A 24671-nucleotide genomic window follows, 5' to 3' on the forward strand; every position below is an offset into this window, starting at 1 on the left:
GGGTCGCGGTTTCCCCCCTTGCGCATGATGCATGGATTCCCCTTGCATGCCTTCCTCTCCAATCAGGTGGTTGGCGAGAGACCTGGTCACCGACGCGCGGTCGGGCCATGTCCCCGTATCAGCCAATCCAACCGCTCGGGCTCTGTCAAGGTTCTCTCAAGGCTTCTACGAGCCGTCCACTGGAGGCTTCTCGCCACACACACCGCCGCCTGTCCGTAACCGGGCAGTGATAGTTGCCGGCACCAACGACCGGGGCCTATAGTTGGTGCCATCTGTGCCGCGAAGGCATGCATCGCGGTTGGCGCCTCGAAACTAAAGCGCTTCTGACCTGGAAAGACGGCGATCCGCCCGTCACGTGACTCTCCCGAAGCGCCCATGAAACCAGTCCTGAAAGCTCTCATTCATGTCCCCGGGCCGTCATCTCCCGGTGACCTCCAGGCGGGTCGTGATCTTCCTGTGAATATTCTGTGATTCAGGAAACTACTCTGCGGAATGGCTGCCCTGGCCACGACGGTCCGACTCCCAGCACCCACAGATGCGAGAAGCCCCCGGACCGGAAATCCGGCCCAGGGGCTTCTCTGTCGGTGGAGGCAAGGGGACTCGAACCCCTAACCCTCTGCTTGCAAAGCAGATGCGCTACCAATTGCGCCATGCCCCCGCGAGATGTGAAGTTGTCGATACCGCATACCCTGACCAGGAACGCAGATCAGAGGAAGTCCGTGGCCTCTCGCCACACCTGACGACCATCTTCTGCCTGCTTCCATCGACGATATCCGAGGATGCCGGCCACGAGCAGGGCCGTCACAGCGAGACGTCGCATAGAACTCTCCTCTCGGAGCATTCCTGCTGCTCCGGAGTCGTTCGGTGATCCAGGATCAGGAGTGGGCGTACGAGGACTTGAACCTCGGACCTCATCGTTATCAGCGATGCGCTCTAACCGCCTGAGCTATACGCCCTGGAACGCCGTCACCGAGGGAATGAACTCTCAACGAGCCTGTCCTCCTCAGGACGACCACTCCACATTACACCAGCTTCAGAAGTGGTTCCAAATCGGAGCCTCAGTCATCCGTCAGCGTCACACCGATGCCACCCACCAGGGAGGCAGAGATGTTGTAGAGGATCGCTGCCAGCATCGCCAGCACGGTCAGCAGCACCACGTTGATCACGGCGATGATCGTGGCGAAGGAGGCGATCTGGCCCAGGGTCACCATCTGCTCGATGGCGAAGCCCTCACCCTCGGTGCCCAGCACCTGAGCCAGCAGGTCGTTGACTCGGTCGAAGATCCCCGTCAGATCCATCACGGACCACAGCATCACCGCGCAGACCACCGTCATGATGCCCAGCGCCACCGACAGCAGGAAGCTCATCTTCAGCACCGACCACGGGTCGACCTTCGAGATCAGCAGGCGTGCCTTGCGGACTTTGGCCTTCGGCGTCGGACGCACCAGACCGGGTTGCCGTGATCCGCCGCGCGGAGCCTGGGGGCGAGCCGCCGCGCCAGAGGACGGCCGAGGGGCCGCCTGCGGGCGGGCCGGCCCCGCCTTGGGCCGCGCCGGCGCGCTGCCAGAGCCGGAGCCCGTACGGGTGGCGGTGATGGTGCCGCTGTCCTCGGCGGCGGTGCTCTGGGCACGGGGACGCGGCGCCGGGAAGCGGCCGGTCTGCCCTGCCGAGGAGGAGCCGGACCGGCCCTCAGGGGTGTTCGCGCTCACTGATGACCTCCATCGCTGTCAGAGTCCAACGCTACTCCATCCTGCTGGGCGGAAGCCTGCACCGCCTCGACGTCAGCTTCAGACGTCTCTGTCGTGCCAGACTCAGCGGAGCTGGGACCCTCCTCCTCGGCGGCCTGGTCCTCGCCCGTGGCCGCCAGTGCGGCACCCGAACTGCGAGCCACCTTGATGATCCGGTCCTTGCCCCGGGGCTTGGCGAAGATCACACCCATGGTGTCCCGACCCTTCGACGGGACACCCTCCACAGCGGAGCGGACCACGTTCCCGGACTCCATGACCACGAGGACCTCATCGTCGTCCTCCACGACCATGGCTCCCACGAGATCCCCACGGTCCTCTACGAGCTTGCCGACCTTGATCCCCAGACCGCCGCGACCCTGCACCCGGTACTCGTCCACATGTGAACGCTTCGCGTAGCCGGCCTCCGTGACGACGAAGACATAGGAGTCCTCGGTGACGACGTCCGCGGTGAGGAGCTCGTCGTCCTCCCGGAATTTCATGCCCGTCACACCCGAGGTGGCACGGCCCATCGGGCGCAGCGCGTCATCCGCGGCGGTGAAGCGCAGCGACTGGCCACGCCGGGAGACGAGCATGAGATCGTCCTCGGCCGAGACGAGCTTCGCAGAGACCAGTTCGTCGTCGTCGCGCAGGTTGATCGCGATGACACCCGCCTGCCGCGGAGAGTCGTAATCCGTCAGCGGGGTCTTCTTCACCAGGCCGTTGCGGGTGGCGAGCACCAGATAGGGCGCGTCCTCGTAGGACTTCAGCGGCAGGACCCCGGCGATCGTCTCATCCGGCTGGAAGGCGACGATGTTGGCCACATGCTGACCCTTCGAATCCCGCCCGGCCTCCATGAGGTCGTAGCACTTGGTCCGATAGACCCGCCCCAGATTCGTGAAGAACAGGATCCAGTGGTGCGTGGTGGTGACGAAGAAATGCTCGACGACGTCGTCTGCTCGGAGCTGTGCACCGCGCACTCCCTTGCCGCCCCGGTTCTGTGCGCGGTAATTGTCGATGCGGGTGCGCTTGACGTAACCGTCGCGCGTGATGGAGACGACCACGTCCTCCTCCGGGATCAGGTCCTCCATCGACATGTCGCCGTCATAGCCACGCACGATGTGGGTGCGTCGATCATCGCCGTGCTTCTCGACGATGCCGTCCAGCTCTTCGCCGATGATCTCGCGCTGACGCACCTCCGAGGCCAGGATCGCCTGGAACTCGGCGATCTGGCGCATCAGTTCGTCGTACTCCTCCTGGAGCCGCTGACGTTCCAGGGCGGCCAGCTTGCGCAGCTGCATGTCCAGGATCGCCTGAGCCTGCTCATCATCGATGTCCAGCAGAGCCTTCAGGTTCTGGCGGGCCACCTCGACGGTGGAGGACTCGCGGATCGTCGAGATGACGCGGTCCAGGTCGTCCAGCGCCTTGAGCAGACCCACCTTGATGTGCGCCTCCCGTTCGGCCTTGGCCAGACGGAACTGGGTGCGGCGCACGATGACGTCGATCTGGTGGGTCACCCAGTGGTGCACGAAGGCGTCCAGGCTCAGGGTGCGGGGCACGCCGTCCACCAGGGCGAGCATGTTCGCCGAGAAGTTCTCCTGCAGCTGGGTATGCTTGTAGAGGTTGTTCAGCACCACCTTCGCGACGGCGTCACGCTTGAGCACGATCACCAGTCGCTGACCGGTGCGGCCGGAGGACTCGTCCCGCAGGTCGGCGATGCCGCTGACCTTGCCGTCCTTGACCAGCTGGGCGATCTTGATCGCGAGGTTGTCCGGGTTGGCATGGTAGGGCAGCTCGGTGACCACCAGGCACGTCCGGCCTTGGATCTCCTCGACGTTGACCACCGCACGCATCGTGATCGAGCCGCGGCCGGTCCGATACGTGTCCTCGATGCCTCGCGTGCCCAGGATCTGTGCCCCGGTGGGGAAGTCCGGGCCCTTGATCCGCTGCAGGAGAGCCTCCAACAGCTCCTCTCGGGACGCCTGGGGGTTCTGCAGGTACCACTTGACGCCGTCGGCGACCTCCCGCAGGTTGTGCGGAGGGATGTTGGTGGCCATGCCGACGGCAATGCCAGACGATCCGTTGACCAGCAGGTTCGGGAAGCGCGAGGGCAGGACCACCGGTTCCTGCTGCTTGCCGTCGTAGTTGTCCTGGAAGTCGACGGTGTTCTCGTTGATGTCCCGGACCATCTCCATGGCCAGCTGGGCCATCTTGGTCTCGGTGTATCGCGGAGCGGCGGGGCCGTCATTGCCCGGGTTGCCGAAGTTCCCCTGACCGGAGGCCAGCGGGTAACGCATCACCCAGTCCTGGATCAGGCGCGCCAGGGCGTCGTAGATGGCCGAGTCGCCGTGCGGGTGGTAGTTGCCCATCACGTCTCCGACCACACGGGCGCACTTGTTGAAGGAGCGCTCCGGTCGGTAGCCGCCGTCGTACATCGCGTAGAGGACCCGACGGTGCACCGGCTTCAGGCCGTCGCGGACGTCCGGCAGCGCACGGCCGACGATCACGGCCATCGCGTAGTCCAGGTACGACCGCTTCATCTCCGTCTGCAGATCCACGGGGCGGATCCGGTCGGTCAGCACGGCCCCCTCGACGCCCTCCTCGGGCTGCGGCTGCTCAGGGTTCTCGGTGGTGTCGCTCACGTGTGGTGCTCTCCCTTGGGAAGGTGACGATCAGACGATCAGATGTCGAGGAAGCGGACGTCCTTGGCGTTCTGCTGGATGAAGCCGCGGCGGGACTCCACGTCCTCTCCCATGAGGATCGAGAAGATCTCGTCAGCGGCGGCGGCGTCCTCCATGGACACCTGCAGCAGCGTGCGGTTCTGCGGGTCCATCGTGGTGTCCCACAGCTCCCCGTAGTCCATCTCGCCCAGACCCTTGTACCGCTGGATGCCCAGCTCCTTGGGCAGCTTGCGCCCCGCGGCCAAGCCCTCCTGCAGGGCGTGATCACGCTCCGCGTCGGTGAACACATAGTCATGCGGAGCATTGGACCACTTCAGCCGGTACAGCGGCGGCTGCGCCAGGAACACATGGCCGTGCTCGATCAGAGGCCGCATGTAGCGGAACAGCAGGGTCAGCATGAGGGTGGTGATGTGCTGGCCGTCGACGTCGGCGTCGGCCATCAGCACGATCTTGTGGTACCGCAGCTTCGCGATGTCGAAGTCCTCGCCGATGCCGGTGCCGAAGGCGGTGATCATCGACTGGATCTCCTGGTTGCCCAGGGCCTTGTCCAGGCGGGCCCGCTCCACGTTGAGGATCTTGCCGCGCAGCGGCAGGATCGCCTGCGTCTCCGGGTCCCGGCCCCGCTTGGCCGACCCACCCGCGGAGTCGCCCTCCACCAGGTAGATCTCGCAGCGCGAGGGATCCTTCGACGAGCAGTCGGACAGCTTGCCCGGCATGCCGAGGGTCTCCAACGGAGACTTCCGGCGGGCGTTCTCCCGGGCCTTACGAGCGGCCATGCGCGCCTGTGCCGCGGACTGCGCCTTGCGCACGATGTCCCGGGCCGGGCCGGGATTCCGCTCCAGCCAGTCCCCCAAGTGCTCGTTGACCACCTTGTGGACGAACGCGCGTGCCTCCGTGTTGCCGAGCTTGGTCTTGGTCTGCCCTTCGAACTGCGGCTCCGAGAGCTTCACGGAGATCACCGCCGTCAGACCCTCGCGGATGTCCTCGCCGGTGAGGTTGTCATCCTTCTCACGCAGGATCTGCTTCTCCCGCGCATAGCGGTTGATCAGGCTCGTCATCGCCGCGCGGAAGCCCTCTTCGTGGGTGCCGCCCTCATGCGTGTTGATCGTGTTCGCATAGGTGTGGACCGACTCCGAGTACGTCATGGTCCACTGCATCGCCAGCTCCGCGGTGATGCCGCGGGCGTCGTCGTCGGCCTCGAAGGCGATGACGTCCTCGTGGACGTTCTCCGCCTTCTTCGCCGAGTTCAGGTGGTTCACATAGTCCAGCAGGCCATGGTCGTACTGGTAGACGACGACGCGGCCCGCCTGGGTCTCGGCCACCGCCTCGGCGCCCTCCCCGGGCTCCGCCGGAGTGGCCTCGGCACCCTCGGACGATGAGCCTTCCCCCTCGACGATCTCATCGACGACGACCTGATTCGCCGCGATATGACGCTCGTCGGAAAGCGTGATGCGCAGTCCCTTGTTCAGGAACGCCATCTGCTGGAAGCGCGCGCGCAGCGTCTCGAAGTCGAACTCAGTGCTCTCGAAGATCTCCGGGTCCGGGTAGAAGACCTGCGTGGTGCCGGTCTCCTCCGTGGGGGCGCCCTGGGAGAGCTCCTTGGACGGTTTGCCGCCGTCGGCGAAGGAGATCGACCACTCGTGGCCCTGCCGCCGCACGGTGGTGTCCACACGGGTCGACAACGCGTTGACCACCGAGATGCCCACGCCGTGCAACCCCCCGGAGACCGCATAGCCGCCCCCGCCGAACTTTCCTCCGGCATGCAGAACCGTCATGACGACCTCGACCGTGGGACGTCCCTCGGTGGGGTGCATGTCCACCGGGATGCCGCGGCCGTCATCGGTGACGCGCACTCCGCCGTCGTCCTGGAGCGTGACCTCGATGTGGGTGCAGTAGCCGGCCAGGGCCTCGTCCACCGAGTTGTCCACCACCTCGTAGACCAGGTGGTGCAGGCCACGTTCACCGGTGGAGCCGATGTACATCCCGGGACGTTTCCGTACGGCCTCGAGGCCCTCCAGGACGGTGATGTCCGAGGCCCCGTACTCGGCCGGGCTGGACGGCGATCCTGCGGATCCGCCGGGCGGTGCAGGGGCCGGCTGCACTGGCTGCTCGGCGTCGGACGGGAGGGAGTTGTCTTCCGAGGTCACGGGCTCTGCCGTCTCCTTTATCACCAGGGGTGCGACCGCGCGGAGCGGCCGGGTCATGACATGGACTGACCCGAGAACCTCTCGCACTCGGGCCAGGCCCTCATTCTACCGCTTCGTGGCCCGAAATCCCGATTTCCCTGCGGTGGACACCGCAGAATCTTTGCCCAGAAGGCCGCAGAGGCCCACTGGGACGCTCTGGCGGGGCCGTCGATGAGGCCCCATTCCACCCTTAGGCCCTCGACGCGGCAGGAGCGCGTCTGCGAGCTCGCAGCATCCGATCACCCGTAGGTGTCCCGCGGACCGGGCCCACGGACCGACCAGCGACCCTTCTTCCAGCTCGGCGCCTGCGGGCCCCGGATGCGCAGACCCGTGACGATTCCGCGGCCCAGCTCCCGGGTGAACATGTCCATCAGCTGCGGCTGCATGAGCTTCAGGTTCGTGGCCCAGGCGGTGGAGTCGCAGGCGACGTCGACCACCCCGTCCTCGAACCTCTCCGGCCGGCAGTGCGCAGCGACCTGCGGCCCCACCAGCTGGTCCCATCGGGCGATGACCGAGCCCACGGCTACCGGGGAGGACCATCCCCGGGTGCTGATGAGTCCGTCCACCACCGACCCCAGCAGACTCGGGTCACGGCGGCTGGCGCCGGGGCCTGTTCCGGCACTGCGTCCGGACATCTGAGCACCTGGGGCCCGCGGATTGCCCGCCAACGAGCTGCCTCGCGGCATGCCCCGCATCCGATGCTCACCGCGCGCCTCAGCCGCCCGGCGCATGCGGGCCAGGATGAGGGATGCCGCGTCCTCAATCTCATGGGCCGGGACCCCGTCCGGGCTGGGCTCCAGCTCGGGGGAGTCGCCGGGATCGGCCTCTGAGCCGCTCATCCGTCGAGCTCCCGGTCAGGATGCTCCGGGGTGTCCGAGGCATCCGGGGCGTCCGAACCGCTCGGATCAGCGGGGGTGTTCAGTTCGCTGACCTGGCTGACCTGGTCCACCGACTCGACCCGCAGGCCGTGCTGGAGCAGGCTCTCGGGGACGTCGTCGTCGACGGCGGCGGTGACGATGAGCTGCTCCGCCTCCCCCACCAGTTCTGCGAGGCGACGACGTCGGCGAGCGTCGAGCTCTGCGAAGACGTCGTCGAGGATCAGCAGCGGGCGTGCCCCGTCGGCAGGGTCGTCGTCGACCATCGTCCGGTAGGCCGCCAAGCGCAGAGACAAGGCGAACGACCAGGTCTCTCCGTGCGAGGCGAATCCCTTCACGGGGACGTCGTCCAGGGTGAAGGCGATGTCATCCCGGTGCGGTCCCACCAGCGTCTGCGCTCGGTCCCGCTCCTCCTTGCGGGCACCTTCGAGACCGTCGCGCAACAGATCCGCGAGCTGCGCCCGGTCAGCCGTCTCGAGCGGCGAGATCTCGGAGCCCGCCTCCGGTGCGACCAGCGACGACTCATAGCGCAGCCGTGCCGTCCGCACACTGCCCGAGAGCTGGCGGTAGGCCTCCGCCACATGGGGTCGCAGAGCCGCCAGGACCTCCAACCGGGCACGCATCAGCCGAGATCCCGCGTCAGCGAGCTGATGGTCCCACACCGCGAGAGTGGACTCGTGGGTGGGGGTGAACCCTTCATGGCGGATCGACTTCAGCAGCGCGTTGCGCTGCCGCAGGACTTTCTCATAGTCCAGCCGCACCCGGCCGAGCGCAGGACGCAGCTGCACCGCGAGGTCATCGAAGAACCGACGACGCACTGCGGGGGCTCCCTTGATCAGCTCCAGATCCTCAGGGGCGAAGAGCACCGTGCGCAGGATGCCGAGGACCTCGGTGGCCCTGACCGGCGCACCGCGATTGATCCGCGCTCGGTTGCTGCGGCCGGGATTGATCTCGACCTCAAGCATTGCTTCCTGGGAGCCCCGATGCGCCTGCGCCCGGATGACCGCCTGTGTGCAGCCGTGGCGCACCAGCGGGACATCCTGGGAGACGCGATGGGAGCCCAGGGTGGAGAGATACCCGATCGCCTCGGCGATGTTCGTCTTGCCCACGCCGTTGTACCCCAGCAGGACGTTCGGGCCCGGGTGGAGCGTCAGCTCGACGTCGGCGTAGCTGCGGTAGTCCTTCAGGTTCAGGGTGGAGAGCCGCATCGGCGCTCGTGGGCTACTGGTTGATCAGCCGGACCGGCATCAACAGATAGCGGAAGTCGGTGGAGTTTTCGCCGTCCGGAGTCTCCTGACCCGTGATCATGGCAGGTTTCGGCGCAGAGACGAAGGAGAAGCGCAGATACTCGGTGTCGATGACGTTGAGACCCTCGTTGAGGTAGCTGGGGTTGAACCCCACGGTGATCGGTTCCCCGGTCAGCTCCGCAGAGATGACCTCGGAGGCGGCTGCCGCGTCGTCAGCGCCAGCGTCCAGGACGACCTGACCCTCCTCGGTGAACTGCAGCCGCACATGGGAGTTCCGCTCGGCGACCAGGGACACGCGCCGGGCCGCCTCGATCAGCTCCGCAGTCCGGACCACGGCATGGATCGGAGTCTCCTCGGGGAACAGCTGGCGGATCTTCGGGTAGTCACCGTCCACCAGGACGCTCGTGGAGCGTCGGCCTCCCGAGCTGAAGCCGACCAGGTCGGTGTCCTGGCTCAACGAGATCGACAGTTCGCCTGAGCCTGCCAGCGACTTCGCGACATCGTTGAGGGTCTTGCCCTTGATGAGCGCGGAGGTGGAGATGTCCGGCTGGGTGGGGGCCCAGGTGATCTCCCGCATGGCCAGCCGGTACCGGTCCGTGGCCAGGAACGTCATCCTGTCACCTTCGAACTCGACCTTGACCCCGGTGAGGATCGGCAGCGTGTCGTCTTTCGAGGCCGCAGTGCTGACCTGGGAGACGGCACGGGCGAATGCCGCGCCGTCGACGGTTCCGGAGAGCTCCGGGAGACCAGGGAGCTCCGGGTACTCGTCGACAGGCATGGTCGCGAGGGTGAATCGGGAGGACCGACAGGTCACCACAGCCTTCGAGTCCTGGAGCTCCACGGTGACCGGAGCGTCCGGGAGAGCCTTGACGATGTCATTGAGCAGACGTCCCGAGACCAGAACGGTGCCCTGCTGCTCGACCTCGGCCTCGATGTGCAGCTGAGCAGAGATCTCGTGATCGAAGCTCGAGATCGTCACGGTCTGGTCCTCAGCTGTGATCAGCAGACCCGAGAGCACAGGGGCCGGAGGCCTGGGGGAGAGGGAACGAGCCGTCCAGGAGACCGCCTCGGTGAGGACGTCGCGCTCCGCAGTGAACTTCACTGATCTCCGCCTTTCGGTGCTGCCGGTCGGGACCAGCCGTCGGGAGCTCGGACCGCTGGATCGACGCATTTAGCGTCTGTGGAGCAGTTGTCAAGCATCACGGCTGCTGTGTCGAGTGTCGAGCTTACCTGCTGGCCCGGGCTTGATGCCACCGCATCCACCACGATATGTGCCGAGTCAAGGCCGCTTCGGCCCCATATCTTGTGCACGGCGTGTCGCCGGCGGCACTGTCGTCGTCACCGTGGGCCGACCCGCCCTGTGATGTTCTCTCTTTTCTGTCTGGTGGAGTGGAGCAGTGTTAACAACTGGTGTGGATTCTGTGGATAACTGCCTCGATCGGCGAATGCGCCGGGATCTCGGTGTGCACAGTTAAGTGAAGTCTCTCCGCTTGTGCTGTGGGCGTGCGGTGGATTCTCGCAGCGGTCGGATTCGCGATCTCCGCAGGACAGGGCGATTCATCCCCAGGGTGGCGTCAGTTCTTCAGTGCTCTCTCCACTGGGTTATCCACAGGTGTGGGAACGGCAGTGGACAAACTCCACCGATACCTGTGGATATGTGAGAAAAACTGTGGATGACGAGATTCGCCGCAGCCGCGGATCGCGCTCATCCTGCGGAACTACATCCATGTGAGCTGTGCACGACGACATTCTCCACAGCAGTGGACCATGGACTTGACAGCAGGTCGATGGAGACCTGCGCGACATGCGCCCTGGAGGGTCCGGGGAAGGGCGGCAGCGTCAGCGCTGCTGCTTGATCTTGTTCGTCAGCTCGGTGACCTGGTTGAACACGGCCCTCCGCTCGGCCATCAGCTCGCGGATCTTCCGCTCCGCATAGATGACGGTGGTGTGGTCGCGGCCGCCCAGCGCCTGGCCGATCTTGGGCAGGGACATCTCCGTGAGCTCACGGAGCAGGTACATGGCGATCTGTCGGGCCGTGACCAGGGTCCGGTTCCGCGACTTCGACATCAGGTCGTCCACGGTGAAGCTGTAGTACTCGGCAGTGGCGTTGATGATCTGCTCCGCCGTGATCTCCTGGACATGGTCGTCCGAGATCAGATCCCGCATCACCTGCTCCGCCAGGGGGAGGTCAACCGGCTGCTTGTTCAGCGAGGCGTAGGCGGTCACGCGGATCAGTGCGCCCTCCAGCTCGCGGATGTTCGTGGAGATCTTCGAGGCGATGTACTCCAGGACGTCGTCCGGGCAGGAGAAGTTCTCGGCCGTGGCCTTCTTCCGCAGGATCGCGATGCGGGTCTCCAGATCGGGCGGCTGGATGTCGGTGATCAGCCCCCACTCGAAACGGGAGCGCAGCCGCTCCTCGAACCCGGAGAGCTGCTTGGGCGGCAGATCCGAGGTGATCACGACCTGCTTGTTGTTGTTGTAGAGCGTGTTGAACGTGTGGAAGAACTCCTCCACAGTCCGTTCCTTGTCCGCCAGGAACTGGATGTCGTCGAGCAGCAGCACGTCCACATTGCGGTAGAGATGCTTGAAGCTGGCGCCTTCGTCGTCGCGGATCGAGTTGATGAAGTCATTGGTGAACTCCTCCGAGTTCACGTATCGGACTCGGATCCCGCTGTAGAGCCGCTGGGCGTAGTGACCGATCGCGTGCAGCAGGTGAGTCTTGCCCAGACCGGAGTCGCCATAGATGAACAGCGGGTTGTAGGCCTTCGCCGGCGCCTCGGCCACCGCGTTGGCCGCGGCGTGGGCGAAGCGGTTGGAGGACCCGATCACGAAGGTGTCGAAGGTGTAGCGCGGGTTCAGCCGGGAAGTCTCGAAGCTCTCGCTGGGTCGCGGGTCCGACGGCGTCGGCGGGATGGTCCCGTTGCCGGCCAGGCCCGACGGCGGCACGGGCATCTGGGGAGCATGTCCTCGCGTCGGAGCGGGAGGATCCTGCCGCAGCTGGGTCCGCGGATCGGCGAAGGACTCGCCGGGCGCGGGGTAGACGTCGTCGACGGCCGTGGACGAGGCCGAGGCGGCCGAGACTGCTGACTCGCCGCGTCCCGAGAGGGGGACGCCGGGGCCCGGCCGCTCCCCGGAGGGCGCCTCGGAGGACTCGGCCTTCTGACGTGCGGCCAGGCCGGGGTCGATGACGTAGGCGCACAGGATGTCCCTGCCGAACACGGCACGCAGCGCTTCGGAGAGCTGCTGCTGGAGCGTGGACTGCATGAGCTCGCGCACCCGCTCGTGCGGAACGGCCAGCAGCAGGGTGTCCCCGATCAGCTGGTCACCCTGGGGGACGGCCCGGCCGACGTCGGTCAGCTTGAGTCCGGTGATGCCGTGGTTCTCGCGGAGTTCCGTGAGCACCTGCTGCCATTTGACCGGCACGTTGACTTCCGAGTCGGCAGACACGCTGCTCCCCTCCTGCGACGACGATGAATGCTGTGGGCCGCGGCGTGGCCGCCGTCCCTGTGCTTGTCGACTGTATCGCGCGCACCTGTGGATTTCTGCCTCCGTGGTGTGCAGAGAATGTGCAGTCGATGTGCACACCGCAGCTGGCACGGACCGTGCAGGACCCGGCCCGGCGGTGCGTCGAGTCTACTGCCCTGGACGCTGAGCCGTCAGTCGGAAGGGTGGGGAGATCCCCGTGATCATGCGGGCGGTGGGGCCACGTGATGGGTGACGGATGATGCGGGGAGACATGTCCCCGCACAGCCTCCGGGGGCCGCTCCTCCGCGCAGGGGACGAGCAGCCCCCGGTCCTGTGGAATGGGCTGTGGAAATGTGGAGAACGGTCAGCGGCTCATACTCGGTTGACCTCGCGTCGACGCCACCCGAGCAGGCCGAGCACCAGGCCGGCCACGCCGAGGGTGCTGAGCCAGAGGACCGGGGCCAGGGTGATGTCCTCCACCGGGTGCTGAGCCAAGTGACCGAACACGTTCAGGTTCAGCACCGCGTCCGGCAGGTCCAGCATCGGACCGAAGTTCGTGGCGATGCCGGAGAAGGCGATGATCACCCAGCCCACGGTGCCCGCGATCCGCGGCACCCAGCCGAACAGGGCGACGACGATGCCCACCACGGCCAGCACCGCGGGGAACTGATGCAGCCCGGCCAGCAGCAGGCTCCCTGTGTGCTCCAGGTCGCCGAGCGAGGCGCCCGCCCCCACAGCAGTCCCCAGACCCACCAGCAGGGTCAGGGCCATCAGCCCGCCGAGGAGGACCGCCAGATGCGCCCCCAGCCACGTGGTGCGGCTCATGGGCAGCGAGAGGGCGAACTCGGCGCGGCCGTGGACCTCCTCGCTGCGCAGGACCTGCAGGCCGCTCACTCCTGCGGCGGCCACGAAGATGGCCAGGAACAGCGACATGTAGGCCAGGTAGCCCAACATGAGGTCGTCCCCCGTCATGATCATCGCGACCTCTTCAGGGAGCCCGTCTGCGGCGTCGACCATCGATTCGGCATAGCTGCCGAACATCAGGGCGGCCAGGACCAGGGCGATGGCCCAGCCACGGAGCATCCCGCGCAGAACCCGCAGGGCCATGCCGACCGGGGTGCCCAACGACGGCCGGGCGGTGGCCCGTCCGAGCCGAGGGGGCACCAGGCTGGCGCCCACGTCACGCCGGGTGCTGAGCCAGAAGCCCAGGGCGACCATCCCGGCCGCCGCGACCAGCGGCAGCAGCAGCGGCCACCAGCGGTCCTCCACGTAGGGGGCTGTCTGCTGGGACCACGCCAGCGGGGAGAACCAGGACAGCGCGCTGCCGCCCTGCTCCACCATGTCACCGCCCATGCGGATCAGATAGGCCAGGCCCAGGAGTCCCCCGGCCATGGCTGAGGCTCCCCGTGAGGACTGGCTCAGCTGGGCGGCCACCGCGGCGGCTCCCATGAAGAAGAGGCCCACGGAGAAGCCCCCTGCGGCGACCAGGGCAGTTCCCGCCGCGTCATAGCCGGCGACTGGACCGGAGGCCACCCAGACGAGGACGGCCGCGGCGGCGTTGGCCCCGCCGGTGAGCAGCAGGGCGGCGGTCAGCGTCGCATGCCGACCCACCACATTGGCCCGCACCAGTTCGGCCCGACCCGTCTGCTCCTCCGTCCGGGTGTGGCGGACCAGCAGGAAGACGCTCATCAGGGCGAAGAGGATGTACAGGAAGAGCACGTACCCGGCGGCGTAGAACCGCTCGAAGGACGGCTCGTCCATGCCGAAGGCGGGACCGGTCATCATGCGGCCGACGGGGTCGCTGAAGAGCACCGCCATCTGCGCGAGCTCCTCGACGCCGTCGGCGATGACCTGGATGGCGTTGGAGAAGTACAGGGCCATCAGGCCGATGCCCAGCACCCAGATGCTGAGCCGAATGCGATCCCGGCGCAGCATGAAGCGCAGCAGCGACCCGGTGCGGGCCAACGGTGCGACATCGGTCGGAGCTGGGGAGACGGAGGTGTGCGGCAGGGTGCCGCTCGTGGTCTCAGGCATGGCGTGTCACCCCTTCTGCGCGCCCTCGGCCACACTGCGGTGGCCGAGGTCCTCGCCGTAGTGACGCATCAGCAGCTGCTCGAGCGTCGGCGGATGGGCCACCAGCGACCGGACCCCGAGCGGTGCGAGCTGATGCATGAGGTCTTCGACGCGTTCGCCGTCGACCTCGAAGATGATCCGCTCCCCTTCGGTGCGGAAGTCATGGACTCCTGACATCCCGGCGATCTCCCCGGCGGGCCGGGCCGTCTCCACCTCGATGGTGGTGCGGGTCATGTGTCGGAGCTCAGAGAGCGTGCCGGATTCGACCACCTGGCCGGCGCGGATGATCGAGATTCGGTCCGAGAGGGCCTCCACCTGAGCCAGGATATGGCTGGAGAGTAGGACGGACCGACCGTTCTGTGTGGCCTCCTTGATGGTCTGCTGGAAGACGACCTCCATCAGAGGGTCGAGACCGGCCGTCGGCTCGTCGAGCAGCAGCAGGTCGACATCGGAGGCCAGGGCGGAGATGAGTGCGACCTTCTGACGGTTGCCCTTCGAGTAGGTACGGGTCTTCTTCCGGGGGTCCAACGCGAAGCGCTCGATGAGCTCGTCCCGGCGGGCGGTGGAGTACGGACCTCGCAGCCGGAGGAACATGTCGATCACTTCACCACCGGTCAGGTTGGGCCACAGCTCGACGTCGCCGGGCACATAGGCCAGCCGTCGGTGAAGGGCGACGGCGTGGCGCCACGGGTCCCGCCCGAACATCTCGACGGTGCCGGAGTCGGCGCGCAGCAGACCGAGCAGCACGCGCATGGTGGTGGACTTCCCGGCCCCGTTGGGGCCGAGGAAGCCATGGACCTCGCCGGTGGCGATGGTCAGATCGAGCTCGTCGAGGGCGCGCACGGCGCCGAAGCGCTTGACGAGCTTCTCGGTGCGGATGACCGGAGGGTTCTCACTCATCACGCCTGGTCCTTTCGTGGGGCCCGCGGGTGGCGGGCGGAGTGTGATTCCCGGACCTGGCGACGACGGCGTCCTGTGGTGGGGAGCCGGCCGGGTCAGGGCTGGTGGTCGATGTCGGAGGGAGTGTGGTCGACGGGGGTGTCGTCGACTGGGGTGTCGTCGGCGGTCGGCTCGGGTTGGGTCTCGCGGAGCTGCCGGGCGAGCTCCCCGTACACCTTGGCGTTGAGCACCGGGCGGGTGTAGAGCTCCAGGACCGCGGACATGTAGGGAGCCAGATCCTCGGGAGAGTCCTCCAGCGGACTGGCGCCCAGCAGGCGCTTCATCTGCTTGTGCAGCATCAGGGCGCCGAAGGACTGCAGGAGCATCACCACGGCTCGGTTCCTTGGATTCGCACTGGGGTGGATCAGGCCGATCCGTTCGGCTTCCGCGGTGTACTCCAGTGAGTCCTCCACCAGACGGTCCATGAGGGCGTCGATCTCGTCGCCGCCGGCCAGGAAGGCCTGCAGCAGGTAGTGGATGATCGGGCCCGAGGCCTGGATGGCCTCCATCACGTAGTTCCGCGGAAGGGCGGGCCGAGACCGGGCGATCGATTCGCTCTTGAACTGGTAGAAGAGCTCCGCGACCCGTTCGTCGCACGCCTTGCGCAGACCGGCCTTGGAACCGAAGTGGTGGATGACCAGGGGCGCGGAGACGTCGGCCCGCTGGGCGATCGCCTTCAGGCTGGTCCCGGAGAAGCCATGCTCGCCGAACAGCTCGATGGCCGCGTCCAGGATGCGATCGGCGCCGGAAGACTCCGCAGCTTCTGTGTCCTGTGCGGGCGGGGAGGTGTTGCCGGTGCCGGTGACGTTGTGACTGGCGGCGGCGGTCCGGGGGTCGAGCCCGTCGCGCTCTGAGTCCGTGCTCGGGGTGACCATGAGGACCTCCTCGGGAGCGGGGCGACGCATGCTGAAGAACGAACGCGGTGCGCCGGGCGGATCATCGACTGAACGTACGTTCAGCCCTGCTGGAACGACGCTAACTTAACGTTCATTCAGTGCACAAGAGCCCGGCGCCAGAAATTGCTGTGACGTCCCTGCCGAAGGTCTTGGATCCGTATGGTGGGGCCTCTCCACGACTGTGGACGACGTGTGGAGAACGCCGAGGTTCTGCACAGGTTTATGCACAGCAGTGGATAAGTGGTGTAGGGTACGCCCTCCTCAGATGCGAGGCCGTCCGCTTGTCGGCAGGGCCCGACTTGACGACGCGCCGATGCGGCGTCTAGTGTTGACAGGTCGCTCTGAATGGCGCATGCCCTCTGGCGTGCCCGGACCGAGGAGACACCGACTCAGGCGTGCGGGGACGAGACTTTCGGCCCGCCGCAGTTGGAGCCGACCAGACGGTTCGGTCTCCACCGAAGACTTCGAACCATCCAGTGGGAGTACACAGTGAGCAAGCGGACTTTCCAGCCGAGCAACCGCCGTCGCAGCCGCAAGCACGGCTTCCGTTCTCGTATGCGCACCCGTGCCGGCCGTTCCATCATCTCGGCACGCCGAAGCCGGGGCCGCAAGACGCTCTCGGCCTGATCCACGTCAGCTGAGCCGCCCGACGGCTCAGGGCGGCGCCTTCGCGTCGCCGCACCCACGGCCCGTCCCGTTCGAGGGTACGGGCCGTTCGTGCATCTGGGGCCTCGGATCCGGATCGCCCGGCCCCGAAGGCCAGCCCCAGCCCGACCGACCGGAGGACATCGCGCATGCTTCCCCGCCGTCATCGTGTCACCGTGGCGTCGGACTTCCGTGCCGTCACACGGGCCGGTGGACGGGCGGGAGGATCATGTGTGGTGATCTCCGCCCGGCTGGCGGACCGGCCGAACCATCCCGGTGATCCAGCGCCGGGGGTCGGCCCCGACGCCGCGGCATGGCGTTGTGGATTCATCGTCTCCAAGGCGGTGGGCAACTCCGTGGTCCGGCACCGTACCCAACGGCGCCTGCGGCACATCATCTGGGACATCATGCGCGAAGGTTCGGTGGAGGTGCCCGAGGGGGCGCGGCTCGACGTCGTCGTCCGTGCCCTGCCGGCGGCCGTGGAGGCGGCCCACGACGAGCTGATCTCGGAAGTGCGGTCGACGCTGCTGCGTGCGGTGCGCAAGGCTCGCCGCCGTCGTCGGGAGGGGGAGCCCGATGCGGGATGAGCGTCTGAGCCGCGATGCGGATCCGGAGTGGGTTCGGCACAGCGACTACTACGTGGCCGTCGGGGAGACCCCTGGTCTCCCCCGGACGCAGCCGAACGCCCACGAGGTCCGTAGCCAGCACTGGGGCAGGCTGCGCCGCCTGCCGTCGCAGCTGCTGGGAGCCCTCCTGAAGGGCTACCGCCGCGTCATCTCTCCGCTGTACGGTCAGGTCTGCAGCTACTACCCCAGCTGTTCGGCCTACGGGCTGGAGGCGGTCACGGTGCATGGGGCGGTCAGGGGCTCGCTGCTCACCGCTTGGCGGATCCTGCGCTGCAATCCCTTCACCGGTGGCGGAGTGGACCACGTGCCGGTGGGCCGGCGGATTTGGCCCCGGGGGTCGGCACCGTCGATCATAGAGACAAACCATCCGCCGATCCCCCTGGACCACGACTGCGCCGACGACGGGCGCGCACCGAGCGATGCGGAGGCGCCCGCATCGCAGGGTGAAGGCGTGCATCCAGCAGACTCCGGGCAGCGCTGACCATGCCCGGGCCGACGACTTGAGAGACATATGGGCTTTTTCGACACACTGATGACGCCGTTCACCTGGGCGGTCTCCTTCATCCTGAGCTTGTTCCACACAGCTCTCACCTTCCTGGGGCTGGACCCCGAGTCCGGCTGGAACTGGGCCATCTCGATCATCCTGCTGGTGATCGTCATCCGTGTGATCCTGATCCCGCTGTTCGTGCGGCAGATCAAGTCCCAGCGCGGGATGCAGATCATCCAGCCGGAGGTGCAGAAGCTCCAGGCGAAGTACAAGGGGAAGAAGGACCCGGTCTCCCGGCAGGCGATGGCCCAGGAGCAGCAGGCGCTGTTCAAGAAGCACAAGGTCAACCCCTTCATGACCTGCCTGCCGCTGCTGGCTCAGATGCCGGTGTTCTTCGCCTTGTTCTGGATGCTCAACCGCATGCGTCAGGAGCAGTACCAGCAGGACGGCTATGGGGCGCTGAGCGCTGGTGAGGTGCAGAGCTTCGACGGCTCGGAGCTGCTCGGCGTCGGCATGTCCGACATCTTCCTGCCCTCCTTCCAGTCGGACCCCACCGAATGGCATGTGGTGATCATGACCTCGATCATGATCGTGGCCATGGTGCTCACCCAGTTCTTCACCCAGAAGCAGCTGATGAGCAAGAACATGTCTGAGGCCGCCCTCCAGGGCCAGTTCGCCCAGACGCAGAAGATGATGCTCTACATGCTGCCGCTCGTCTTCGTCATCGGCGGTGTGAACTTCCCCGTCGGTGTGCTGATCTACTGGACCGCCACGAACTTCTGGACGATGGGACAGCAGTGGTGGGTCATCCGGAACAACCCGACCCCGGGGTCGCTGGCCGAGAAGGAGCTCAACCTGCGCCGCGCGGCCAAGGGTCTGCCGCCCATCAATGAGAAGCCCGAGTCCACGCAGGAGGACAAGCCCAAGCCGACCGGCAAGCACCGCGGTCAGCAGGCGCAGCCTTCGAAGAAGAAGAGGAAGAAGAAGTGATGAGCCAGATGCAGACTGAGCACCCCGTGGAGTCCGAGGACGTGCCGCCGGCAGACGAGGCCGCCGAGCAGACCGTGGAGGTGGCCGACTCCTCCGCAGGGGCCCCTTCGGAGCCACAGGTGGACGCCGACGACGCCGACGACGCCCAGGGTGAGGACGGCGGAGACGAGGCAGACGGCGGAGACATGGACGAAGGTGACATCGCCGCGGACTACCTCGAGGAGCTGCTGGACATTGCGGACCTCGACGGTGACATCGACATCGAGATCCGTGGGGACCGGACGTTCATCTCCATCGTCGCCGAGGAGGGCGGAGATGAGCTCAACGACCTCGTCGGCCCCCAGGGCGAGGTGCTCGACGCGCTGCAGGAGCTGTCCCGGCTGGCCGTGCTGACCGCCACCGGCGAACGCACGCGGCTGGTGCTCGACATCGCAGGCCATCGCGAGCGACGCCAGGTGGAGCTCAAGAAGCAGGCCGACGACGCCATCGCCGAGGTGCGCGAGCACGGTGAGGACGTCCATCTGGAGCCGATGAGCGCCTACGAGCGCAAGATCGTCCACGACTTCGTGGCCGAGGCGGGACTCGTCAGCGAATCCGAAGGTGAGGGCAAGCGTCGTCACGTGGTGGTCTCCGCCTCCTGAGGGAGCGGGCCTCCACCGACGGAAGGCATCGCGCGCATCGATCGATCAGCAGACCGGCAGCCGGCATGACCCGGCGGACACCAGGGGGACGCAGGATGACTCGACCGCAGCATGAGGACCTCGGCGACGTCGAGGCTCGGCGACGTGCCGCTGACGCTGATGCCGCCGCACACGCACACGGGGACGAGCCTGCGCTGTCCGGTGCCCAGGAGGCCCACGGGCCCGCCCAGGAGCCCCCGGAGCTGACCGCGGCGGAGCGTCGTGCCGCGGAGGTGCTGTTCGGGGAACGTCTGCCGCTGGCGGAACGGTACGTGGAGCACCTGTGCGGCACGGGGATCGAGCACGGCCTGCTGGGTCCCCGGGAAGTGCCACGCATGTGGTCCCGGCATGTCCTCAACTGTGCGGTGCTGGGTCCGGAGCTGCCGGCCGGCGGCACCGTGGCCGACGTCGGCTCCGGAGCCGGCCTGCCCGGAATCGCCCTGGCCCTGGCCCGGCCCGATGTGGACTTCCAGCTGATCGAGCCGATGGAACGCCGTGTCCAGTGGATGGACACGGTGGTGAAGGACCTCGGGCTCGACAATGTGGAGCTGATCCGGGCGCGTGCCGAGGAGGTCACCGACGAGGTGATGGCCGACGTCGTCACCGCCCGCGCCGTGTCAGCCCTGAAGAAGCTCATTCCCCTGACAGTTCCGTTGTTGGCGGACGACGGTGAGCTTCTGCTCCTGAAGGGCCGCAGCGTGGACCAGGAGATCACGGCGGCACGCAAGCTGTTCTCCAAGCATCGTCTGGGCCGTCCCGTGGTGGAGCAGCTGGGAGAGGGACTTCTGGAGGAGACGACGACGGTGCTGCGTTGCCCGCGACGTTGACATCGGCGTGTCCGTCACCGGAGCGCACCGTCACCGGAATGCGAGGACGCGCGGGCGGCCGACCTCGACCTCACCTGGAAGTTGCGGATGCCTCCGGTCAGGGGCGTGTCCTAGACTGCTGGAGGTGCTGACCGCTGGGTCGGCGCCGATGATCGTCGGATCCTTGGGAGGGATGACCTGTGGCGAGCCAGGACAGAACACGCGGCACCGGCGCGTCGACGGGCGAAGCGGCGCAGCAGGCCGCCGAGACCGCCCGTGGATCATCGATCCTCGACGGCATGGACGCGTCATCGCCGCTGGCGGCGGAGCTGGCTGACGAACGGCGACGGCGGCAGGTCCTCTCTGCGACCGAGCTCCAGCGCCCCGAGACCACCCGCACCATCACGGTCTCCAATCAGAAGGGTGGGGTGGGGAAGACCACGACCACGGTGAACCTCGCCGCGGCTCTGGCTGACCAGGGATTCCAGGTCTTGGTGATCGACATCGACCCCCAGGGCAATGCCTCTACGGCACTGGGAGTCCCCCATTCGGCAGACACGGACTCGATCTATGACGTCCTGATCGACGACCTCTCCCTGGCCGACGTCGTGGCCGACTGTCCTGACCTGGACCGGCTGCAGGTGGTCCCGGCGACGATCCACCTGGCCGGCGCAGAGATCGAGCTGGTCTCGCTGGTGGCGAGGGAGCAGCGTCTCCAGCGCGCACTGGACCAGTACCACCGGTACCGCGAGGAGCAGGGGCTGGAGCGTCTGGACTATGTGTTCATCGACTGCCCTCCCAGCTTGGGCCTGCTGACCGTCAACGCCTTTGTGGCGGCGCGGGAGGTGCTCATTCCCATCCAGTGTGAGTACTACGCGCTGGAGGGTTTGAGCCAGCTGCTGAACAACATTCAGATGATTCAGAAGCACCTGAATCCCCCACTCACCGTCTCGACGATCGTGTTGACGATGTACGACGGTCGCACACGTCTGGCCTCACAGGTGGCCGAGGAAGTCCGCGAGCATTTCCCGGAGGCCGTGCTGGACACCCTCATCCCTCGCAATGTGCGGATCTCGGAAGCCCCCTCCTACCAGCAGAGCGTGATCTCCTACGATCCCTCCTCGACGGGCGCCCTGGCGTATCTGGAGGCCGCTGCGGAGATCGTGACGCGGGGAGCAGCCTCCCAGCGCTGATGACGGCCCCGTCATGGGTCCCTTCATGGGCGTGGCGCCGAGAGTTCCACGTGAAACGACGGTCGCTGGCGTCGGCTCACATTGTCATGAGTCATCTTCTTTTGGATCCTGTCCCCACGAGCGGCCTGGGCGAGGGGTGACCCAAGAGCTCTGACCGCGTCTCGTGTGCCCGGGCCAGTCCCCGCGAAGGCGCACGCGATCCACGTGGAACAGGACTGGCGGGGTATCAGATCGTCCCATGCGATACCCCGATTCCCAGGACGTCCCCGGAGCTGGTCACCGCGGCGGTGTCGTGTTCTGTGCGCTGGGAGCCTGTGCACTTGGGTGCCTACCGATCTGGCCGGGGGAAAGAGGGAGCGGATCAGAATCGGATGCTGCGGTCCCCTGCACCCCTGCACCCCTGCACCCCGGCAGCTGGACGGTGAGACGTGACGCTTAGTTGGAGGCCCGTTTCACGTGGAACGCCATCGCATCCCCGGCCGTGCGGCCGGATCGACTGCGCTGCCTCTTCCCGAACGCTGCCCGTCGAAGATCAGGGGCCATCACACCAGCGTCCGCTCGCCGTGAACAGTGAGGGGGTGCCGTGCCGGGCGCAGGGCGCCCAGGACGTCGGGTGTTCAGTCGAGGCTGTTTCACGTGGAACGATGCGATTCGGCGCTTCTCATGAGAAGTCCTGAGATGATGGCCGGCTCGTGCGGAGACACTGCCGGAGGGGTACCGCGGGACAGGCGGTGGCGAACGCGGCGCAACGGCGGGCTGATCCGAGGCCGACGGTTCCACGTGAAACCTTGCGATCCATGGCAGAGCGGAGAGGTGCGCGATCCCTCGGGGATGACGCCTGTCGCGGATCTGCATGCGCACCTGGGAGTCGTCTCCGCTGGCGACATGAAGCGCTCTTCCGGGTCGCGCAACCCACACAGGAGGAACTTCGAGAAGGACGCGGGCCTCGGAAGAGGCATCCATCTCTGCTGGTGCGGCCCTCCCATCATGTCAGCCCCGCCGGCTATGAGATCGTTCCACGTGAAACGCTGGGTTGAAGGCTGCAGGAATGATCTCTGCTTCAGGCCGTAGAATAGTCCACGGTCCGGAACGTGGTGAGCCGGCGAGACGAGGAAGGTGGCCTGCAATGGCAGAGCGGAAGAGGCGGGGGCTGGGTCGGGGTCTGGGCGCCCTGATCAACAGCGACTCCCAGGAACAGGAGGCACTGGCCGGTGAGAACCCCGGTGCGGACGACGTTTCACATGAAACCTCCCCCGGTCAGGCGCCATCAGGTGCTGAGCCTGCCGGATCCTCCGTTGAGCGAGGGCATGAGGCGACGGCCCCTCTGGATGGGCGAGTCGACGAGGAGTCGGGCGGCGATCATGACATCGGCGCTGCGCGGCAGAGTGACGGTCCATCCGCTCCGGAGACCCCCGACCGCGTGGATGATGACGCATCTCAGGGGGCGAGTGTCGCTGAGACGCCGGAACGACCCATTGACGTCTTCTTCTCTGCGAAGTCGCACTTGGGCACCCAGCGGGTTTCACGTGGAACACGTCCCGGAACGAAGCCCACGACCACCAGCCGACGATCTGGAGCGCGTCGTGCCCAGATGCCGGACGTGATGAGTGAACGCCAGTCCGGACGCACGGCCGGATCCGCTGACTCTCCCGTGAGTAGCGCCTCCCTGCCGCCCTCAGCGACGGTCCGTCCGGAACCTACAGCTGCTGGCTCTGATGCCAGCACGATCGACCACAACGGCGGACGCCGATCTGGGGCGCCAGAGGCCGAGGAACGGGTCGAGTCGGCGGTGGAGCCCCAGCATGCCTGGACGGAGGCCGTCAGCCAGAATGGCCACGGGGGCAGCGTAGATGGTGCCGAGTTCCGTTCCGTCGCCGTGGGGGCCATCCAGCCCAATCCGCGACAGCCCCGCACGGAGTTCGATGAAGAGGACATGGCGGAGCTGGTGCATTCCGTCCGCGAGATCGGTGTGCTGCAACCGATCGTGGTCCGCGAGGTGGGCCCTGAGCAGTACGAGCTGGTCATGGGAGAGCGTCGCTGGCGCGCGAGCATGGCCGCCGAGCGCACGACCATCCCCGCTATCGTGCGGTCCACTCGGGACGACGACCTCCTCCGTGATGCCTTGTTGGAGAACATCCACAGATCCCAGCTCAATCCCCTCGAAGAGGCTGCCGCCTATCGTCAGCTTCTGGACGACTTCAACTGCACTCAGGATGAACTGGCGGAGAAGATCGGTCGCTCACGTCCGCAGATCAGCAACACCTTGAGGCTCATGAAGCTGCCTCCGGCGGTCCAGCGCCGGGTAGCCGCAGGGGTCCTGAGCTCCGGTCACGCGCGGGCGCTCCTGGGACTCTCAAGTGCTGAGGAGATGGAAGAGCTCGCTAAGCGGATCGTGGCTGAGGGCCTGTCGGTCCGGGCGACGGAGGAAGCTGTGACCATGGCGCAGCAGAACCAGGGGAACGGTGTTTCACGTGGAACCACACGGCTGCCGTCCACCGCGCGCTACCAGCAGCTCGATGAGTACGCCGACGCCCTCACGGATCGTCTGGACACCCAGGTGAAGATCACCCTGGGAGCGAAGAAGGGACGGATCGCCATCGACTTCGGCTCGATCGAAGACCTGCATCGCTTGATGGAGATGATCGGCCAGCGAGAGCAGGTGAGCTGATCCCGCGAGGTGCGTCCCACGAGGGATGAGCTTCGAAGAGCAAGCCCATGACAAAGGGCCCCCAACAACCTTCAAAGGTTGTTGGGGTCCCTCTGTGTGATGCCAGGGAACCCTGGCGGAGGCGGGGTCAGCCGAGGAAGTCGGCGAACTCCGTCTCGAGCGCCTGCTTCGGCTTGGCACCGATCGAGGAGATCACGTGCGCGCCATCCTTGAAGCCGTAGATCGCCGGGATCGATGTGATGCCGAACTTGGCTGCGATGGCCGGGTTCTCATCAACGTTGACCTTCACGACCTCCACGCTGTCCGCGTGCTCAGTTGCGAGCTCCTCGAGCACCGGGCCGACCATGCGGCACGGACCGCACCACTCGGCCCAGAAGTCGACGATCACAGGCTTGTCGGCCTGCAGCACGTCCTGGTCGAAACTTGCATCGGTGACACTCTTCAACTCTGCCATGGTGTCTGTCCTTCCGTTGATCGGTGGATTGTCTTG

General features: G+C 66.6%; 20 protein-coding genes and 2 tRNA genes. 8 read left to right on the top strand and 14 right to left on the bottom strand.

Annotation, left to right across the window (positions count from 1 at the left end; all coding sequences use genetic code 11):
* Nucleotides 1-585 precede the first annotated feature (585 nt).
* From Q7C18_RS11850 to Q7C18_RS11910, 13 genes are all read right to left on the bottom strand, one after another.
* Nucleotides 586-658, bottom strand: a tRNA-Ala gene (locus Q7C18_RS11850).
* Between the two features lie 48 nt (nucleotides 659-706).
* Nucleotides 707-820: a DLW-39 family protein gene (locus Q7C18_RS11855; protein WP_311025563.1), complete on the bottom strand. Its 114-nt coding sequence runs from the start codon at nucleotides 818-820 to the stop codon at nucleotides 707-709.
* 62 nt (nucleotides 821-882) lie between these two features.
* Nucleotides 883-956, bottom strand: a tRNA-Ile gene (locus tag Q7C18_RS11860).
* 102 nt (nucleotides 957-1058) lie between these two features.
* On the bottom strand, nucleotides 1059-1709 hold the full coding sequence (locus Q7C18_RS11865) for a DUF3566 domain-containing protein (protein WP_311025564.1): 651 nt from the start codon (nucleotides 1707-1709) through the stop codon (nucleotides 1059-1061).
* Nucleotides 1706-4366, bottom strand: a complete 2661-nt coding sequence (gyrA, locus tag Q7C18_RS11870; protein WP_070162324.1) for a DNA gyrase subunit A — start codon at nucleotides 4364-4366, stop codon at nucleotides 1706-1708. Before gyrA ends, Q7C18_RS11865 begins: the two co-directional genes overlap by 4 nt.
* A gap of 38 nt (nucleotides 4367-4404) precedes the next feature.
* A complete protein-coding gene (gene gyrB, locus Q7C18_RS11875; RefSeq protein ID WP_311025565.1) occupies nucleotides 4405-6609 on the bottom strand; it encodes a DNA topoisomerase (ATP-hydrolyzing) subunit B in 2205 nt (734 codons plus the stop codon).
* Nucleotides 6610-6830: 221 nt separating this feature from the next.
* Entirely contained in the window at nucleotides 6831-7430 is a 600-nt protein-coding gene (locus Q7C18_RS11880) for a DUF721 domain-containing protein (protein ID WP_070162328.1), read from the bottom strand.
* Nucleotides 7427-8674 (bottom strand): DNA replication/repair protein RecF, encoded by a 1248-nt coding sequence (gene recF / locus Q7C18_RS11885; protein WP_311025566.1) that lies wholly within the window; start codon nucleotides 8672-8674, stop codon nucleotides 7427-7429. The genes Q7C18_RS11880 and recF overlap by 4 nt, the downstream gene beginning before the upstream one ends.
* A 13-nt stretch (nucleotides 8675-8687) precedes the next feature.
* Nucleotides 8688-9815: a DNA polymerase III subunit beta gene (gene dnaN / locus Q7C18_RS11890; RefSeq protein ID WP_070162332.1), complete on the bottom strand. Its 1128-nt coding sequence runs from the start codon at nucleotides 9813-9815 to the stop codon at nucleotides 8688-8690.
* A 737-nt stretch (nucleotides 9816-10552) separates the two neighbouring features.
* Nucleotides 10553-12160, bottom strand: a complete 1608-nt coding sequence (dnaA, locus tag Q7C18_RS11895) for a chromosomal replication initiator protein DnaA (RefSeq protein ID WP_070162334.1) — start codon at nucleotides 12158-12160, stop codon at nucleotides 10553-10555.
* Nucleotides 12161-12550: 390 nt separating this feature from the next.
* Complete coding sequence (locus tag Q7C18_RS11900) at nucleotides 12551-14212, bottom strand: hypothetical protein (protein WP_311025567.1); 1662 nt, start codon at nucleotides 14210-14212, stop codon at nucleotides 12551-12553.
* A gap of 6 nt (nucleotides 14213-14218) precedes the next feature.
* Nucleotides 14219-15151, bottom strand: coding sequence for an ABC transporter ATP-binding protein (locus tag Q7C18_RS11905; protein ID WP_070162338.1), 933 nt, complete (start codon nucleotides 15149-15151; stop codon nucleotides 14219-14221).
* Nucleotides 15152-15246: 95 nt separating this feature from the next.
* Nucleotides 15247-16065, bottom strand: coding sequence for a TetR family transcriptional regulator (locus Q7C18_RS11910; protein WP_311025568.1), 819 nt, complete (start codon nucleotides 16063-16065; stop codon nucleotides 15247-15249).
* Between the two features lie 510 nt (nucleotides 16066-16575).
* Between Q7C18_RS11910 and rpmH the strand changes: the two genes are divergently transcribed.
* The 8 genes from rpmH to Q7C18_RS11950 all read left to right on the top strand — a co-directional run bounded on the left by rpmH (nucleotide 16576) and on the right by Q7C18_RS11950 (nucleotide 24181).
* A complete protein-coding gene (rpmH, locus tag Q7C18_RS11915; RefSeq protein ID WP_083277696.1) occupies nucleotides 16576-16713 on the top strand; it encodes a 50S ribosomal protein L34 in 138 nt (45 codons plus the stop codon).
* A gap of 167 nt (nucleotides 16714-16880) precedes the next feature.
* Complete coding sequence (locus Q7C18_RS11920) at nucleotides 16881-17318, top strand: ribonuclease P protein component (RefSeq protein ID WP_070161642.1); 438 nt, start codon at nucleotides 16881-16883, stop codon at nucleotides 17316-17318.
* Nucleotides 17308-17838 carry a membrane protein insertion efficiency factor YidD gene (yidD, locus tag Q7C18_RS11925; protein ID WP_070161644.1) on the top strand — a complete coding sequence of 177 codons (531 nt, stop codon included), beginning with the start codon at nucleotides 17308-17310 and terminating at the stop codon, nucleotides 17836-17838. The genes Q7C18_RS11920 and yidD overlap by 11 nt, the downstream gene beginning before the upstream one ends.
* A gap of 30 nt (nucleotides 17839-17868) precedes the next feature.
* Nucleotides 17869-18834, top strand: coding sequence for a membrane protein insertase YidC (gene yidC / locus Q7C18_RS11930; RefSeq protein ID WP_311025569.1), 966 nt, complete (start codon nucleotides 17869-17871; stop codon nucleotides 18832-18834).
* Nucleotides 18834-19475 carry a R3H domain-containing nucleic acid-binding protein gene (locus tag Q7C18_RS11935; protein ID WP_083277697.1) on the top strand — a complete coding sequence of 214 codons (642 nt, stop codon included), beginning with the start codon at nucleotides 18834-18836 and terminating at the stop codon, nucleotides 19473-19475. The genes yidC and Q7C18_RS11935 overlap by 1 nt, the downstream gene beginning before the upstream one ends.
* Nucleotides 19476-19570: 95 nt before the next feature.
* The gene (rsmG, locus tag Q7C18_RS11940; protein ID WP_311025570.1) at nucleotides 19571-20341 is read left to right on the top strand and encodes a 16S rRNA (guanine(527)-N(7))-methyltransferase RsmG; all 771 of its coding nucleotides are present in this window, start codon (nucleotides 19571-19573) and stop codon (nucleotides 20339-20341) included.
* A gap of 278 nt (nucleotides 20342-20619) precedes the next feature.
* Complete coding sequence (locus Q7C18_RS11945; protein WP_396954367.1) at nucleotides 20620-21513, top strand: ParA family protein; 894 nt, start codon at nucleotides 20620-20622, stop codon at nucleotides 21511-21513.
* Nucleotides 21514-22639: 1126 nt separating this feature from the next.
* Nucleotides 22640-24181 carry a ParB/RepB/Spo0J family partition protein gene (locus Q7C18_RS11950; RefSeq protein WP_396954365.1) on the top strand — a complete coding sequence of 514 codons (1542 nt, stop codon included), beginning with the start codon at nucleotides 22640-22642 and terminating at the stop codon, nucleotides 24179-24181.
* Nucleotides 24182-24308: 127 nt separating this feature from the next.
* On the opposite strand, the gene trxA is transcribed toward Q7C18_RS11950, so the two are convergent.
* Nucleotides 24309-24635: a thioredoxin gene (gene trxA / locus Q7C18_RS11955; protein WP_085437859.1), complete on the bottom strand. Its 327-nt coding sequence runs from the start codon at nucleotides 24633-24635 to the stop codon at nucleotides 24309-24311.
* Nucleotides 24636-24671 lie beyond the last annotated feature (36 nt).

Source organism: Nesterenkonia sp. CL21 (assembly GCF_031705515.1).
In the GTDB taxonomy this organism is placed as follows: Bacteria; Actinomycetota; Actinomycetes; order Actinomycetales; family Micrococcaceae; genus Nesterenkonia; species Nesterenkonia aethiopica.